General features: G+C 41.2%; 15 protein-coding genes. 9 read left to right on the plus strand and 6 right to left on the minus strand.

Translation table 11 applies throughout. From position 1 onward, the window contains the following. Positions 1 to 332 precede the first annotated feature (332 nt). The 3 genes from V6C11_RS16695 (at position 333) to V6C11_RS16705 (ending at position 2,951) form a co-directional block, all read left to right on the plus strand. Positions 333 to 1,334 (plus strand): cation diffusion facilitator family transporter, encoded by a 1,002-nt coding sequence (locus V6C11_RS16695; RefSeq protein ID WP_333532333.1) that lies wholly within the window; start codon positions 333 to 335, stop codon positions 1,332 to 1,334. 77 nt (positions 1,335 to 1,411) lie between these two features. Continuing rightward, positions 1,412 to 2,335, plus strand: coding sequence for a DUF362 domain-containing protein (locus V6C11_RS16700; protein ID WP_333532334.1), 924 nt, complete (start codon positions 1,412 to 1,414; stop codon positions 2,333 to 2,335). Between the two features lie 76 nt (positions 2,336 to 2,411). Then, the gene (locus V6C11_RS16705) at positions 2,412 to 2,951 is read left to right on the plus strand and encodes a BON domain-containing protein (protein ID WP_333532335.1); all 540 of its coding nucleotides are present in this window, start codon (positions 2,412 to 2,414) and stop codon (positions 2,949 to 2,951) included. 119 nt (positions 2,952 to 3,070) lie between these two features. Here V6C11_RS16705 and V6C11_RS16710 read toward each other — a convergent pair whose 3' ends face one another. Beyond that, the gene (locus V6C11_RS16710) at positions 3,071 to 3,517 is read right to left on the minus strand and encodes a rhodanese-like domain-containing protein (RefSeq protein ID WP_333532336.1); all 447 of its coding nucleotides are present in this window, start codon (positions 3,515 to 3,517) and stop codon (positions 3,071 to 3,073) included. Between the two features lie 101 nt (positions 3,518 to 3,618). Further along, the gene (locus tag V6C11_RS16715; protein ID WP_333532337.1) at positions 3,619 to 3,840 is read right to left on the minus strand and encodes a hypothetical protein; all 222 of its coding nucleotides are present in this window, start codon (positions 3,838 to 3,840) and stop codon (positions 3,619 to 3,621) included. 125 nt (positions 3,841 to 3,965) lie between these two features. Between V6C11_RS16715 and atoS the strand changes: the two genes are divergently transcribed. The 4 genes from atoS (at position 3,966) to V6C11_RS16735 (ending at position 9,104) form a co-directional block, all read left to right on the plus strand. Next, on the plus strand, positions 3,966 to 5,840 hold the full coding sequence (gene atoS / locus V6C11_RS16720) for a two-component system sensor histidine kinase AtoS (protein WP_333532338.1): 1,875 nt from the start codon (positions 3,966 to 3,968) through the stop codon (positions 5,838 to 5,840). 3 nt (positions 5,841 to 5,843) lie between these two features. Beyond that, positions 5,844 to 7,205: a sigma-54-dependent transcriptional regulator gene (locus V6C11_RS16725; protein WP_333532339.1), complete on the plus strand. Its 1,362-nt coding sequence runs from the start codon at positions 5,844 to 5,846 to the stop codon at positions 7,203 to 7,205. 205 nt (positions 7,206 to 7,410) lie between these two features. Beyond that, complete coding sequence (locus tag V6C11_RS16730; RefSeq protein WP_333532340.1) at positions 7,411 to 8,313, plus strand: sulfite exporter TauE/SafE family protein; 903 nt, start codon at positions 7,411 to 7,413, stop codon at positions 8,311 to 8,313. Beyond that, positions 8,310 to 9,104 (plus strand): TIGR02186 family protein, encoded by a 795-nt coding sequence (locus tag V6C11_RS16735; RefSeq protein WP_333532341.1) that lies wholly within the window; start codon positions 8,310 to 8,312, stop codon positions 9,102 to 9,104. The genes V6C11_RS16730 and V6C11_RS16735 overlap by 4 nt, the downstream gene beginning before the upstream one ends. Before the next feature lie 48 nt (positions 9,105 to 9,152). Here V6C11_RS16735 and V6C11_RS16740 read toward each other — a convergent pair whose 3' ends face one another. Further along, complete coding sequence (locus V6C11_RS16740) at positions 9,153 to 10,478, minus strand: acetyl-CoA hydrolase/transferase family protein (protein WP_333532342.1); 1,326 nt, start codon at positions 10,476 to 10,478, stop codon at positions 9,153 to 9,155. A 293-nt stretch (positions 10,479 to 10,771) separates the two neighbouring features. Here V6C11_RS16740 and V6C11_RS16745 point away from each other — a divergent pair, with 293 nt between their 5' ends. Next, a complete protein-coding gene (locus tag V6C11_RS16745) occupies positions 10,772 to 10,978 on the plus strand; it encodes an MFS transporter (protein ID WP_333532343.1) in 207 nt (68 codons plus the stop codon). Positions 10,979 to 10,995: 17 nt separating this feature from the next. Beyond that, entirely contained in the window at positions 10,996 to 12,021 is a 1,026-nt protein-coding gene (locus V6C11_RS16750; RefSeq protein WP_333532344.1) for a sulfite exporter TauE/SafE family protein, read from the plus strand. A gap of 242 nt (positions 12,022 to 12,263) precedes the next feature. On the opposite strand, the gene uraA is transcribed toward V6C11_RS16750, so the two are convergent. The 3 genes from uraA to V6C11_RS16765 form a co-directional block, all read right to left on the minus strand. After that, positions 12,264 to 13,535: a uracil permease gene (uraA, locus tag V6C11_RS16755; RefSeq protein WP_333532345.1), complete on the minus strand. Its 1,272-nt coding sequence runs from the start codon at positions 13,533 to 13,535 to the stop codon at positions 12,264 to 12,266. 161 nt (positions 13,536 to 13,696) lie between these two features. After that, the gene (upp, locus tag V6C11_RS16760; RefSeq protein ID WP_333532346.1) at positions 13,697 to 14,335 is read right to left on the minus strand and encodes a uracil phosphoribosyltransferase; all 639 of its coding nucleotides are present in this window, start codon (positions 14,333 to 14,335) and stop codon (positions 13,697 to 13,699) included. A gap of 268 nt (positions 14,336 to 14,603) precedes the next feature. After that, positions 14,604 to 14,861 carry an NrdH-redoxin gene (locus tag V6C11_RS16765; protein ID WP_333532347.1) on the minus strand — a complete coding sequence of 86 codons (258 nt, stop codon included), beginning with the start codon at positions 14,859 to 14,861 and terminating at the stop codon, positions 14,604 to 14,606. Between the last annotated feature and the right edge of the window lie 230 nt (positions 14,862 to 15,091).

Here is a 15,091-nt window from a genome sequence, read left to right on the forward strand (position 1 = left end):
GTATGCCCAACGAGTAGCGCAGTACACTTTATAACGTCAAATCACACTTGGTAAGCCGTATGCCTTAGTAGGGCACGTACGGTTTGATGAGGGGGAAGCCAGGAGACTGGTTTCCCTACTCTATTTTGTACTAGCAGAAAGTATAAGATTTTAAGGATGATAGTATAAGAAAAGCTAAGACTCACGCTATAGGCTGGCGTGAGCCTTAGCTTTTCTAACATTTTTTAAATTACACAAATAATGAATTTTCCTGCATGTACCAAGATAGAATAAGAAAGGTTAGGTTCTGTTTGGGCAAAAGCATGGTAATTTTTTGTTTAGGGAGGAATTCGATGGCACACAATAGTGAATCAGCAATCAAAGCCGCCCTTTTGGCTAATGGTGTCATTGCGATAATGAAATTAGTTGGTGCGATACTTAGTGGGAGTGCCTCGATGATGGCTGAATTTAAACATTCAGTGGGAGACTGGGCTAACGGTTTTTTTCTTTTAATCGGTATTCGTCAAGCCCAACGCCCGGTGGATGAGCGTTATCAGTTTGGTCATGGCAAAAGGGTATTTTTCTGGAGCTTTGTAGCCAGTTTGGGCATGCTATTTATTGGTGGTGCCCTTTCAATTTACGGTGGTATTCAAAAAATAATGCACCCTGAGCACTTAGGATATATTACGTTAAACTTGATTATCATTGGCATTAGTATTTTATTTGAAATCTATTCATTGACCATGGCAGTTAAGGCGATCATGCATGAGGTGGGTGAAACGACCTCGGGGGCCAGAATGTTCACCAAAGTGATTCCTGCTTTGACGAAAGCCACACCAGCCACCCGTTTTATATTTTTAGAGGACTCGGCTGCGTTAATGGGACTGATCATAGCAGGTACAGCCATTATTCTTTCGGTTGTAACAGGAAATGTTCTGTTTGATGGAATTGCATCCGTTGTGATTGGAGTCATTCTCCTATTGATCGGCTTGGCCACAGCCAGGGAAAATGTTGCGGCAATTTTAGGTGAAGCCGCTGCACCGGAATTAATTCAAGACATGGGCAACTATGTTTTAGCACTGGATGGGGTTAAGGATGTTCATAGCGTTCGATCCATGAGTATTGGCCCTAAAAGTTATTTGGTGGAATTAATCATTGAAGCAAATGAACGAATTTGCCTAGCCCAGTGTGATGAGATTAATCAAAGGGTGGCATCGTCAGTAAAGGAACAATATAAAGAGTTTAGCCACGTTCTTATAAGTATCATAAGTGATAATAAAATAAGAAATTGGCAAATTGATACACAGTGTCAGAGTCCTTCCCTTATGCCACAAGTGGCACCTAGTAAAGAATAAATTTTTTGACAAAAGCTTAGGCGTCTCAGTAGGCCATGGTGTCAGTGCTGACACAGCTAAAATTCCGGGAGGTTCAAATGAGAAAAAGAAAAGTTGATCGGGCGGTAGTTGCTATAACCAGAGACCCATTGGAGGGACAGGCTGTTTGCCGTGCCATTGAAATGTTGCCAGTACAAGAAATTTTTAAAACCGGCGATACCGTGGTTATAACACCCAATTGGGTTAATACCAGACCACCTGAAACGGGTACAGTAGTGGGTCCGGAAACCCTGAGGGAGTTGATTAAGTTTATTAAAAAGCAGCAGCCGGGAAGAATTGTTGTGGCCTGTGGCTCTGGTGGGGATCCCACGCCCAAGGTTATGGAACAAACGGGCTATCTACATATTTTACAACAAGAGCAGGTGGAATTTGTGGATACCAACTATGGTCCATATATAGACCTGGCATTAAATCATTCCTATCCACCCGCCACACCGATTAATAAGTTGATAACGGAGGCGGATGTGTTAATCTCCTTCACCCAAATAAAGTATCATGAAGAGGCAACTGTCTCCTTGGGTGTAAAAAACATCGCCTTGTCCTGGCCACCGGCTGAAATTCATGGTTGGCCCAAGGCGCAAAGGGGTATTCATGAACGTCTGCACGGTTTTATTGCTGCTATGGCAGAGAAAATACCGATCGACCTGACTATTTTAAGTGGTAATAAAGGAATGATTGGTACAGGTCCTTCCCAGGGTAAACCTGTTAATTCAGACATCGTAATTGCTGGTACAGATCCTGTGGCCACGGATGTGGTGGGTGCCAGATTACTGGGCTTCATGCCCCAGGCTGTTCAGTACCTGTACGAATTAGCCCTCAGGGGAGTGGGTGAAGGTGACCTGAAAAAGGTTGAACTAAAAGGTGTTCCCTTATATGAGGCCGAAGAAGTTTTTAGTCTAGCTGCCTACGGCCATGCTGTGGTGGTTGATCAGGGTCGACTAAAGCCTTTTCAATTAATATAACTAAAAAAATTAACACTGATAGCTCTCCTCTTTGGGGGAATAATAGCAGTAAGCTTATCCCGAAGGAGATGAGAAAATGTCAAGATTTCAAGACAAGGAACTGCAGAAAGATATACAGTCAATCATTGACAGAACCAATGGTCTAAAGGATTATGGGATTAAAGTGCAAGTCCAAAAGGGGGAAGTCCACCTAATGGGTCTGGTGGATACCCTGCATGAAAGAAGACAATTACATGAATTGGTATCCAGGGTTTCTGGTATTAAAAGTATTGAAAATGGTGTTACCATAAGCACGGATGGTCAGATTAATGATGGTGAAGTAACTGCTGAGGTTTATGAAGAGTTAGAGAATAACGGTGTCAATTTAAAGAATATCGGAGCAGAAAGTATCGGAGGCATTGTTTACCTGCGTGGGCGTGCCGAAAGTGAAGAGGAAATAAACAATGCCATTGAAGCTGCCACCAGGGCTAGGGGTGTGCGGGATGTGATGGTTCAGGTTGAGAGGAAGGTCGGTTTTAGAGAGAAGGACGTTGCAGAGATGACCTTAAAGGAAATATTCCATAGTCAGGTTAACAATGACAGCGAAGAGGAAAATAATAAAGATGGGTTAAGCTAAAATTTTGCACAAAAGGAACCCCCTAGGGGGTTCCTTTATTAACACTATCAAAGTATAAAATTTATAATGATGATGCAAGACTCTCGTGCCCTTTAGGGCATGGCGTAAGCCAAGTTTTTCTAATGTAGTACCAAATTTGGTTTTACCAGGTCATAGGGCCATTGAAGAATGCCACCTTTTAAATTGTACACCTTTAGAAACCCATTAATAACGAATATCTCCGCTGCAGCAGCACTACGACGGCCAGAACGACAATAGACCACGATCGATTGATCCTTTGACAATTCGCTTAAACGGTTATCCAATTGTCCCAACGGGATATTGATAGAGTTGCTGATATAACCCTCCTCAAACTCATAAGGTTCCCTTACATCGATAAGCAAAATGTCGTCCGAAGTAATGAATCCCCTTAATTCCTTTGAGGAAATATCTTGAAAGGTAACTTCTTTTTGAACGACAGAACTTTTTATTTGTTGCTGTTCGTTATTTTGAATTTCGTTCATACTGCAACCAGATAGTATAATCAAAATAATAGAACATAAGAGCAGCCAACTAATTTTTTTCACTTAAGTCACCTCGTTATTATACTAGCTTAATAAGTAAAAATTGAAAAGCCCCCGCGGTGGGGGCATAAACGAGCACGATCATAGGTGCAAGCCAAGTTTTTCTAATCACGGTTAATATTGTGTTTCATATCTCTAACGCCTGTTTTGTGATGCATACCCATTTTAACACTTTTTTGAGTACCATGCTGATGGACGCTGTTTAACTGTGCTTTTTGAGATTTTATTTCACGGGGCTGTGTATGGCCTACTGGTCGGTGCAGATAATATTCAATTTCCGGTAATTCATATTTTACACCCTTTTTGTATTCGTCAATGATGGACAAGTTATCACCTCCTATGGCATTTATTTTGCCCAATTATGAAGGTCTAATGTTGTTATTTTTTTTGTTGGCTAGGTTCGACGGAAATGCTAAGATTAGTTTATTAAACGGTATAAGGTGAAAAATTTATGATTAGCAAATTCAAAAATCAATTGATGGTTTTAATCGCCCTATTATTGTTGCTGCCAGTGCTTATTATTGGCGCGATGCTTTACATGGTAAACCATACGATGCCAGTGGTTTTAGATGAGCAAAGGGAAACCTTGACCATGGCAGTGGAGGAACTTAGCCAAAAGGTGCCACCAAACATTTCGCAATTAATCAAGAAACAAGAATCCCTTAAGAAGAATCGTATTGAACAGATTAAAAGTCTCAATAGGGAATTAGCCGGTGCTGTCATGAAGGTGTTTCAAAGATACCAAGGTATTGAGTTAGGTTATTATTCGCCTGAAATAAAAGCAGTCCTGGTGCAGATGGGTCAGGATAGCCACTTGCCCTATATGGATTTCAAAGACCTTTTTTTAGATGTTTCTGAAGAGACACAATGGTCAGAGCAGGCCCAATGGAAGGATGCCTTTGATCAAGTTGCTTTTACGAAAGAACCCTTGGAAGTGGTAATGGGTTCTGTTGGTCACCAAAAACTAGTCATATTTCGGCCACTTCTAGAGAATGGGAAAGTTGTAGCAGTAATTTGGGCCGGAGAAAGATTGGGTGGGATCAACCGGGAAATTCTACAAGCGGAGAGTTTTGCCTATACGGTAATCTTTTTTGGCTTTATGTTAGGATTATGCAGTACTTTTTTCCTTTTGAAAAATTATTTAGATACAGTGGCGAATATAAAAAGCGGTTTGCAAAGAATGCAGCATGATCTTACCTATGTTATTCCACCTACCATGGGTGAATTAGGTGAAATATCCAAGGCGATCAATGATTTGGCGGCGCGATTAGTTCGCGCTCAGAACTACAATGAAATCATATTGGCCAGTATTAATGCGGGAATTGTGGCCGTCAATATGGAAGGTAGAATCGTTAGTGTAAACGCCACGGCTCGCATCATATTCCAGCTTTCGGAAGATGTTTTGGATAAGCACTTTTCGGAGATTTTTCCTAAAAACAATGAAATTATTGACCTGTTTAATATTTGTTTATTGGGTCAGGAAAGTAAAGAAATTAAAACTAAGTTTTTAGGAGGACAGGAATTGCAATTAATGGCTAATACATCTGTGTTGTATGATGCCCACCATAAAGTAGTGGGAGCCGTTTTGAGTTGCCGTGATGTTACTGCACGGATGCGGATGGAAGAACAAATGAGAAGGCAGGAACGCTTAGCTTCTCTGGGGAAATTAGTGACTGGTGTAGCCCATGAAATTAAAAATCCTTTGACCTCAATTAGTGGCTATATTCAATTCTGGCTCAAAAGTAAATCCCCCACTGTAAAGTCGCTCAATACCATTTATCGAGAGGTAAGGAGGCTGGATTCGATTGTCAATAAATTGCTCTTTTTTGCCAGACCCACACATTCTTTGCAAAAAGTGCTTTCCATTAATCAATTAATGAGTAGAGTTCTAAACTTTTTTGAAGAGACTCACTCAGAAAAAATCCGCATTCTTTTTCATGCCCAGGATGATATACCCAATGTTTATATCGATCCGGATCAAGTTGAACAGGTACTAATGAATATCATCTATAATGGTGTTCAGGCTATGCCCGAAGGCGGCGAGATAGAGGTTCATACTGGTTTTAGCGCAGTGGATAAGATGGTTTATGTTGATATTCAAGATAACGGGTGCGGCATATCGGAAGAATTATTGGAGAAGGTATTTGACCCCTTCTTTTCCACCCGGGCCAAGGGTACAGGCCTGGGACTAACCATAGCGGATGAAATTATTAGAGCCCAAGGAGGAAAAATTGAAATTAAAAGTCAGGTGGGAGTTGGTACCAGCGTTCATATTCTATTACCAATAGAATCCGATCATTTTACCAAGGACTCCAAGGAGGGATAAAGAATGTCGTTAAAGAGAGTGCTGGTGGTAGATGATGAAGAAAGCGTAAGGCAGTTTCTTTTTGATGTACTTACGGACGAAAAATATTTAGTAGATACGGCTATCGATGGACTGCAATGTCAGGAGAAGTTACTGCAGTTTAAACCAGATGTTCTTATTACGGACATTCGTATGCCTGAAAAGGATGGCTTTGCTTTGCTTGAATACATCAAATCATCCGGCCTAAATACGCCGGTTATTTTAATGACTGCCTTTGGTACCACCGATGTAGCCATAAAAGCAATGAAACTGGGTGCCTTTGATTATATTGTTAAACCCTTTGATTTGGATGAATTTCTAGGCCTGGTCCAAAGGGCTGTGGCCCAATCCGGTACGGTCGCTTCCTTTCCTCAAACCGTAGAACAGGTAGAAACAAATGGTGTTAATATAATAGGAAATTCCCCTGGTATGAGGCAGGTATACAAAGATATTGGCAGAGTTGCAGATAGTAATGTCACTGTTTTAATTCAAGGGGAGAGTGGTACGGGTAAAGAATTGGTAGCTAGGTCGGTTCATTATAATAGCTCCCGCAGAAATAAACCCTTTATAAAAATAAATTGTGCGAACCTACCGGATAGTCTATTAGAAAGCGAATTATTTGGTTATGAAAAGGGTGCTTTTACCGGTGCTAGCTCGTATAAGGTAGGTAAATTTGAGCTGGCCCATGAAGGAACTGTTTTTTTTGATGAAATAGGGGAAATTAGCCTTTCTACCCAAGCCAAACTTCTCCGGGCCATTCAAGAAAAAGAATTTGATCGGGTGGGTGGTACAAAGACCATCAAGGTAGATGTGCGAATTGTTGCCGCTACAAATCGAAAACTAAAACAAAGTGTCCTGGAAGGAGAGTTCCGGGAAGATCTGTTTTTTCGACTAAATGTGGTAAACATTGAAATACCTCCTTTACGTGAAAGAAAAGAAGATATTTTGCCCCTAGTGGCCTACTTCCTGGCCAAATATAATAAAGAGTTTAATAAAGATATTAAGGGTTTTTCCAATGAAACAATCGAATTATTAAAAAATTATGATTGGCCAGGCAATGTTCGGGAATTGGAGAATCTGATTGAACGTTCGATTGTCATGGCCAGGGGGACCATCATCGTACCAGAGGATATTCAATTAGGAGCCCCTGAGAAAAAAATACCCACGGACAAGGTATATATTAATGATTTGAATTTACCACTGAAACAAATCGTGGCGGATGTTGAACGGAAAATTATTATTAAGACATTAGGGGAAAATAATTGGTGCCGTACCACCGCGGCCAAAGCCTTAGGAATTAATAGAAGGTCCCTTTATGCCAAGATGAAGGAACTGGAAATTGAATAGGTGGGTAAATATTGCTCACCTTGGGTGAAATTGACCCAAATTTGTCACCACAATAATAAAATAAAAAGACAAAGAAACGGCTTAATTGAGCCGTTTCTTTGTCTTTTACGGGCTTTGGGTTTGCAATAACGTGCACAACCAATGTGGCATGGTATTTGCTACTATATATGATTTAAGAAGATTGTTTTATGGGAGGCTCGGAAAAATGGAAAGTATTTTATTTTCAGGGTCACTATTATTTATGGTTATTGGTATACTCGGAGGCGTGCTTTTCCCTCTCTTGGGGAAGGCAAGTATATACATGATTGTGCCACTTTTAGTGTTTGTAACTGGGTTACCGCCGGAAATGGCGATACCCATTGGTTTAGCACATTTTGCTGCACTGATTATCCCGGCCGTAGTTGGACATTGGCAGACAGGGAACATCGATTATAGGTTGCTATTTTTACTCGTTATAGGATTATTCGCCGGACTCATTTTTTTCGGTGGGATGGGTGATCTTAGCCCACTGGTTTTACTGCCTTATCTAGTTTTATTGATAGCTGCGGTAATTTACAAGATTCGTCCCTTTGCTTTGCTGCCAAAACCGAATAATAGGCAGAGAAAAATAGTAATAAAAATGATTGGCCGGATGCCTGGTAAGATGTATTTATCAGTTAGCGGAATCAACGTATCCTTCTTAGTACCCCTATTTTTAGGAATATTATTAGCCTTTACAGGTAAAATTTTTGGACCCATTGCAACGATCATCGTTTGTCCCATATTAATTATTTGCCTTGATATTCCTGTGATGGTGGCAGTGGCAACTTCCATGCTGTTTAATTTTATTGGCATGCTGTCAATTGCTATGTGGCACGACTTTTTAGCGATACCCTTAAATCTACAGATTCTATTATGGATGTTTCTGGGTTCAGCCGTCACCATATTGGCATTATCCACGGTTGTTAAAAAGAAACTTTATCCCATTCCCGTAGCAGCTTTGTTGGTTGCAATTACCTCCTTTACCTTATGGGCCTTAATGATAAGCAATCCCATTCAGAGTGCTTTCATGCATCAAATCATCCTTCCACTAAAACTTCTTGGCTGGTTTGGGGGTGTTCAAGGATGAGAATATTTACCCTATTGTTGTTAGCCATCATGCTTTTTCCCGGTCCTGTACTGGCCTCCAATATTTCCTGTGAGCTTTCCCAATATCAGTGTGAAGTTGGTTTGGACCCAACGAAACAAAAAATTGTGGTCTCTGGGGAGGTACCAAAGGATGCACCGGTCATCATTCAATTGCAGGGACCGGATCGACCTGTTTTAGTAAGCCTCTTAAAGAACTCATCCTTGGTAAAGTTTAATGAGGCAGAGGTTCAAGGAATTCCAGGCTATTACCAGGTTCTAACATCGGATATTAACAGTATAACAGATGAAAAACTTGCCCATCCGTTAGGGATAATTGCCGATTACCCACAGTTAAAAACAGATGCCTGGGTTAGGATGCGGCAGGATCTCCCAGAGGCTTACAACAAGCACCAACAGGATTACATTAAACTGGCCATCGAGAAAAAGGAAGATAATCGCCTATATGGCATAAGGCAAGGAGTTGTCCAGAAAGAAGGCGGTAAATATAAGGTGGAGATTCCGTTAATTGAAGGAATGCCTCTGGGATCCATCAAGGTTACAGCCATGACCTTGGTCAATAATCAAATCGTAGCAGCAACTCCCCAGACATTAGATATTAAACCGGCTTCATTTTTATCGATGGGCTCCCAGGATGCTTCCATTTCGGCAATTCTTGTCATAACGCTGTTTATGATACCAATTATCCTTTTGACTGTGGCTCAAATACTTGAATTTATTGAGAACCAAAGGGAAAAAGAAAGACGAGCAGAGCTAAAAACAAATTTAGAATAGTAAAGTAATAATAAAAGCCGCATTGCAAGTAGGTGCAATGCGGCTTTTTTATCTAGTCAGACCAAATTTTTTAGCAGCTTCGGCCAAGCCATCCCTGTGATCAGGGTGGGCAATGGAGATCAGAGCTTCTGCCCTCTGTCGATAGGTTTTTCCTTTAAGTCTCGCAATACCGTATTCAGTGACAACATAATCTACATCATTTTTGCTAAGGCTTACCACCGAACCACTCTCTAAGGCTGGTACGATTTTTGTTCTGCCTTTATGGGTGGAATGAAGAATGACAATACTTTTGCCATGAAGCGCGTTCAAGGCACCCCTCGCAAAATCAACCTGTTCCCCGGTGCCTGAATATAATTTGGGACCAATGGGCTCTGATGCACACTGACCTAAGAGATCAATTTCATCAACACTATTGATGGCTATCATATTATTATTCTTAGCAATGACCATAGGGTCATTGGTGTAAGAGACAGCGTGCATTTCAAACAAGGGATTGTTATTGATAAAATCATAAAGCCGCTTTGTACCCACAGCGGAGCTGCAAATAATTTTACCCTGGTGAAGGTTTTTCCTGCGGTTGGTTATGGCACCACACTCTACTAAGTCAACGATGGAATCTGTAATAAAGTGACTATGGATACCAAGTCCTTTTTTTACACTTAGACACTGGGCCACGGAATTGGCCAAAGAACCTAAACCCAGTTGGATAGTTGAACCATCTTCTACAATTTCACACACATAATCCCCGATTTTATTATCAATTTTACTTTGTACAGGTTTTGATACTTCCAATAGAGGTGAGTTGTCCTCAACGATCATATCAGCCTGGGAAATATGAATAAAACTGTAACCCATTGTCCGGGGCATGTTTGGGTTTACCACTAGAATTACCTTTTTAGCACAGCCAGCCGCAGCAATTGTGTAGTCAACAGATACACCAAAACTGAAATAGCCATGTTCGTCCATGGGGGAGACAGTACCCATAAACACGTCTACTTCCATTTCTCTGATAAATTGCGGATATTCGAATAAATATCCGGGCATAACGCCAGCCCGGCCTTCCTTAACACCTCTTTTAACGATACTGCTTGTTAGCCAAGATACATGGCGGAAATGTTTCTCCATCCCAGGTTTAAGATAACTTGCTTCCCTTAAAGGCAGCATTTGGTGAATTCTGACATCTTTTAACTCACCTTTTCTGTTTGCCAGAGTTTCCATTAACAATTCTGGTTCAGCAGCACCGGGAGGAACAACGATATTATCCCCGGAGGAAATAATAGCTACCGCCTTTTCTGCAGAAACCAATTTATCATGATACATTTTGGCCAACTGTTCAGAGTCTTCAAATAATGGACCTGCCTTAAACCAGACCAAGAACGTTCACCCCCAAAACATCCAAACTTAAGTGAATTATATCACGCTTATATCACAATTAAAAGAAATATATTGTCAAAGTACAACGGGGTTTTTAAAAAATATCCAAAAGTTATTTGATAATATTCCTTTTGTAAATACTTGGATTACCTTTGAAAACCAAAGAAAATCTTGAAAATATTAGCTAGTTATGCTAGGATGACGCTGAAAAACAAAATCTAAAATCTTTAAAAAACAAGTGAAGAATGTCACAATGTTGTCACTACAATTAGTTAAAAATACGGTTGATTATCTTGGTTATTTCAAAAAGGTTTGTCACTACTTTCCTGGGGCAGGTGATTATTATCATTGATGCTTTGAATGAGTATATTGTTGCTATCTACCAACTTCATAAAGCTCAATACGGATTAATTGTGGTCACCCTAATGGCCGTGGTTGGTGTTTCCGTCGGGCTATTCACGGAAATAATTCTTCGGTTATTTGGCATTAAGGGAGAGTAGGAAATGAGGGGGATGACTTGCTACATTTACCCATAGCGAATGCAGATGTCAGTGGTTGGGCTTTGCTTTTCATAGGTTTTTTCGTTGGTGTATTGGGGGGATTTTTTGGTATAGGGGGGGCTTTTATTGTAACCCCCGCCCTAAATATATTTGGTTTTCCCATGGCCTTTGCCATTGGCACGGATATAGCCCATATTTTTGGTAAATCAATTGTTGCTACCTTTAAACATTCATTGCTGAGGCATGTGGATTTTAAGTTGGGTTTAATCATGGGTTTGCTTGGTATGTATGGCGTTTCTGTAGGGAAACAATCTATTTTATATTTGGAAAAGCTTGGTCAAGCGGGGCCTATTGTTAGAATGATTTACATTTTTCTCCTTTTTGCCTTGGGCTTCTTTATGATCCGGGAATATTATTTTTATACCAGGCTGAACGAAAGACAGCAACTGGAGGCCGAAGCAGCAAGGAGCCAACTTTCTAAGTGGATACGAAAAATTCGAGTTGGACCATTTATTAGTTTCCCTACATCCAACGTATCTGCCATATCCATTTGGGTAATTGTTTTTTTGAGTGTAACCACAGGGTTTCTTTCCGGTTTCTTAGGGGTTGGCGGGGGGTTTGTTAGGGTCCCGGTACTTATTTATTTTCTGGGACTACCGACAGTAATGGCAGTTGGTACGGATTTGTTTGCTATATTAATCACGAATTCCTGGGGAGCTTATATCTATGCTTTAGCAGGTAAGGTAGAAATTATCGGGGCTATGGTTATGGTAATCGGCGCAGCAGTGGGAGCCCAGATTGGTTCCGTTGCCACCGCATATATTAAGGGTATGAAAATAAGACTATATTTTGGCATAACCCTCATACTTTCTGGAACCGCTGTTTTCTTTAAACAACTGTTGTTACCTGTCTTGGCAGTTTATCTTATGCTAAGCACGGCAGCTATACTTAGTGGTATCATAATTTTTATGTTAGTGAAAGAGGTGCGGCAACAAAATAAAGTTGCCAAAGGACAGCAGAAAGTAGTTGGTCCTGAGCCGTGAAGTGGTCGTTAGCTATTAGCCATTAGCTCCAAAGCTGACAGCTAAATGACTTCCATGCCGTTAACGGCACCATCCAAGCATGAAAATTGAATGTCAGCCCGAGCCACAGCGAAGGATCTTGGATCTAACCTTGCAATGCCAGAAAGCTCCTTCACGATCGCTCAAGGTGACAAAGGGATGATGGTAATCCATGCTAAAAGCAAAAAGCAACCGCCCTGCATACCAGGCGGTTGCTTTTCTAGCTAATTGCTTTTTTCATTACTCATATTGACAGTTTCCAGCACATAAAACATCAGGCTTAAAAGCATGCCCACCACTGTGGCCAGACCCATGCCGGTTAGACTGACAGCACCCATTTGTATCTGTGCACCACTTACGCCGATGATAAGCACTACGGAGGTTAAAATTAGATTGGATGCTTTGCTGTAATCAACCTTTGCTTCCACCAGCATCCGAATACCGGATGCGGCAATAACACCAAAGAGCAGTAAAGATACACCACCCATAACCGGAGTGGGAATGCTTTGTATGGCTGCGGCAAGCTTTCCGACAAAGGAGAGAATAATGGCGAAAATCGCAGCACCACCGATAACCCAGGTGCTATAAACCTTCGTTAGGGCCAAAACACCAATGTTTTCACCGTAGGTTGTGTTGGGCGTGGAACCAAAGAAGCCAGAAAACATAGTAGAGATACCGTTACCTAGCAGAGAACGATGCAGGCCGGGATCCTTGGCTAAATCACGGCCAACAATGTTGCTGGTTACAAAAAGGTGACCAATATGTTCAACAATAACCACCAGGGCTGCGGGAATAATAATCATAATGGCATTAATATTAAAGGTAGGGCTGTAGAAGGTAGGCATAGCAAACCAACTGGCCTGAGCAATGGCCTCCGTATTTACCAGACCCATAAAGGCAGCGAGGATATAACCGGAAATAATACCCACTAGGATCGGAATGATGGCCAGAAAACCACGAAATACTACATTGCCTAAAATAGTTACTCCCAGTGTAAACAAGGATACCGTAATTATCTTTGGGTCAGCAACATAGTTGGCAGGGTCCGCAGAGGCAAGCCCGGCCATCTGGGCAGCAACAGGGGCTAATTCAAGACCAATTACAGCTACGATTGCACCCATGGCGGCAGGTGGGAAAACCACATCAATCCATTTTGTACCGACGGCCCCGACCAAAAGTGAAACAGCGCAGAAAATAAAGCCGACAACGATAAAACCACCCAAAGCGGTGCTATAGTCATATTTGCTTAGCACTGCAAATACAGGGGATATGAAGGCAAAGCTGGAACCTAAATAGGCTGGAATACGACCCTTACAAAGAAAAAGGTAAAATAGCGTTCCAATACCATTGAAGAGTAGAATGGTGGCAGGGTTTACCTGGAACAAGATTGGCACCAGTACTGTCGACCCAAACATTGCAAATAAATGCTGTAGACTTAGGGGTAAGGTTTGGAGCAAGGGAAGTCTTGCTTCTACTTGGATCTCACGTTTTACCATTGTTTTTCCTCCTTAGTTTTTGCCCTTAAAAAATAAATTAGCTCCTTACAGAGAACTGTAAGAAGCTAAATAATGATAAGAATATAAATATCCTGTTAGCTACCTTATTAGTCTCTCTGTACTAATTTAAAGGTGTTAAATTTTGGTAAGTTATTTTGTCACTAAAGTAAGTATAACCTGTCCCCAGCATCTCCGCAACCCGGGGAAATGTAACCAATATTGGTAAGGACTGGATCTATAACCCCTGCTACGACATGAACCCTAGGATATTTCTGTGAAATTTGCTCTAAACCTTGTTTGACAGCGAAGGCACAAATTACTTTAATAATGGAGGTGTTGGCTCCAAATTCTTCTAACACTTCAAGGGCCTTGACACAGCTGTTGCCAGTGGCCAACATCGGGTCTAAAACTAAGATTTGTTTAAAATCCTCTAAACTTTTTGGTAAGCTGTTAACATAGAGCTTTGCCTGGAGAGTATCGTGATCCCTAGACATACCAATATGGGCGACTTTCGCCTTGGGTAAGTAGGTAAGGAAGCTTTCCACCAATCCCAGACCCGCACGAAGAATGGGGACTAACAATATTTTTTCATCCTCTAAAGCGAATACAGTTGTTTCAACTTCCATGGGCGTGGTTATTTTGATTTCCTTGGTGGGAGAATCTTTAGTGGCCTCAATGGCCAGTAGGCCGCCTAATCGCGTCATCGCTGTGCGGAAAATTGTGATATCACTTTCTTTATTTCTGATCAATTGAAGCTGTTCATCTGCCAGTGGATGGCGAAGGACCGTTACGGTGCCCATACTTAACACTGCCTCCTTAGTATTCCGGCAGTACCGCATTTAGTAAGACTAAGATAGTATGCCAGATCAATTTCCAAATACCCATGATTCGCCAAAAAATAACAAATTCCTTTTTTGAAAGCAATTTATTTTTTATTTTAAAAGATTCCCATGCTGTTAACGGCACCGTCAAAGAATGAAAATTCAATGTCAGCCTGAGCGACAGCGAAGGATCTGGAACGAGTGCCTTTAGGGTATTAACAGGCGGGAATTTCCCGCCTGTTAATACTTAGGTAAGTTCTAGAGGTTCTTCACTTAGTAAGTGGTTCCATTTGTTGGGCAAGAATCCTACTACGGTATGTCCATTCGCTATCAGAGTAGGAGTGTCCAGGCCACCGGTTTTTTTGATCAGTTCGCCACGGGCACCGTGATCCTGTGTGTTTTTTTCTGCGTATTGAATTCCCTTACTTTCCAGGTAATCCCTAGCCTCATCACAGCCAGTTTTATTCCAAGGCGATACAAAAAGTGTTACCTGATAGTCACCCATTTTAAATACCTCCTTTGAATCTAGTTTACCCACAAAAAAGGAAAAACTTCATAGGCAAATAGGGCCATAGTCCTATAGAAAAATAGAAAATTTTTCCGCATAATCCTATATTTGACACTTAAACCAAAGAAAAACTCCGGGAAGCCTTGCAAATAGGGCATTCCAGAGTTTTTTTAATGTTTAAAAACTGCGTACTGTTTTGTTCTTTTTCGTGTTCCTGAAAATATTTT

This window comes from Desulfotomaculum sp. 1211_IL3151, from assembly GCF_036763075.1.
In the GTDB taxonomy this organism is placed as follows: domain Bacteria; phylum Bacillota; class Desulfotomaculia; order Desulfotomaculales; family Desulfotomaculaceae; genus Desulfotomaculum.

Coding starts and splice junctions, on each gene's coding strand:
- V6C11_RS16695 (WP_333532333.1), top strand. CDS start 333: ATGGCACACAATAGTGAATCAGCAATCAAAGCCGCCCTTTTGGCTAAT.
- V6C11_RS16700 (WP_333532334.1), top strand. CDS start 1,412: ATGAGAAAAAGAAAAGTTGATCGGGCGGTAGTTGCTATAACCAGAGAC.
- V6C11_RS16705 (WP_333532335.1), top strand. CDS start 2,412: ATGTCAAGATTTCAAGACAAGGAACTGCAGAAAGATATACAGTCAATC.
- atoS (WP_333532338.1), top strand. CDS start 3,966: ATGATTAGCAAATTCAAAAATCAATTGATGGTTTTAATCGCCCTATTA.
- V6C11_RS16725 (WP_333532339.1), top strand. CDS start 5,844: ATGTCGTTAAAGAGAGTGCTGGTGGTAGATGATGAAGAAAGCGTAAGG.
- V6C11_RS16730 (WP_333532340.1), top strand. CDS start 7,411: ATGGAAAGTATTTTATTTTCAGGGTCACTATTATTTATGGTTATTGGT.
- V6C11_RS16735 (WP_333532341.1), top strand. CDS start 8,310: ATGAGAATATTTACCCTATTGTTGTTAGCCATCATGCTTTTTCCCGGT.
- uraA (WP_333532345.1), bottom strand. CDS start 13,535: ATGGTAAAACGTGAGATCCAAGTAGAAGCAAGACTTCCCTTGCTCCAA.
- upp (WP_333532346.1), bottom strand. CDS start 14,335: ATGGGCACCGTAACGGTCCTTCGCCATCCACTGGCAGATGAACAGCTT.
- V6C11_RS16765 (WP_333532347.1), bottom strand. CDS start 14,861: ATGGGTGACTATCAGGTAACACTTTTTGTATCGCCTTGGAATAAAACT.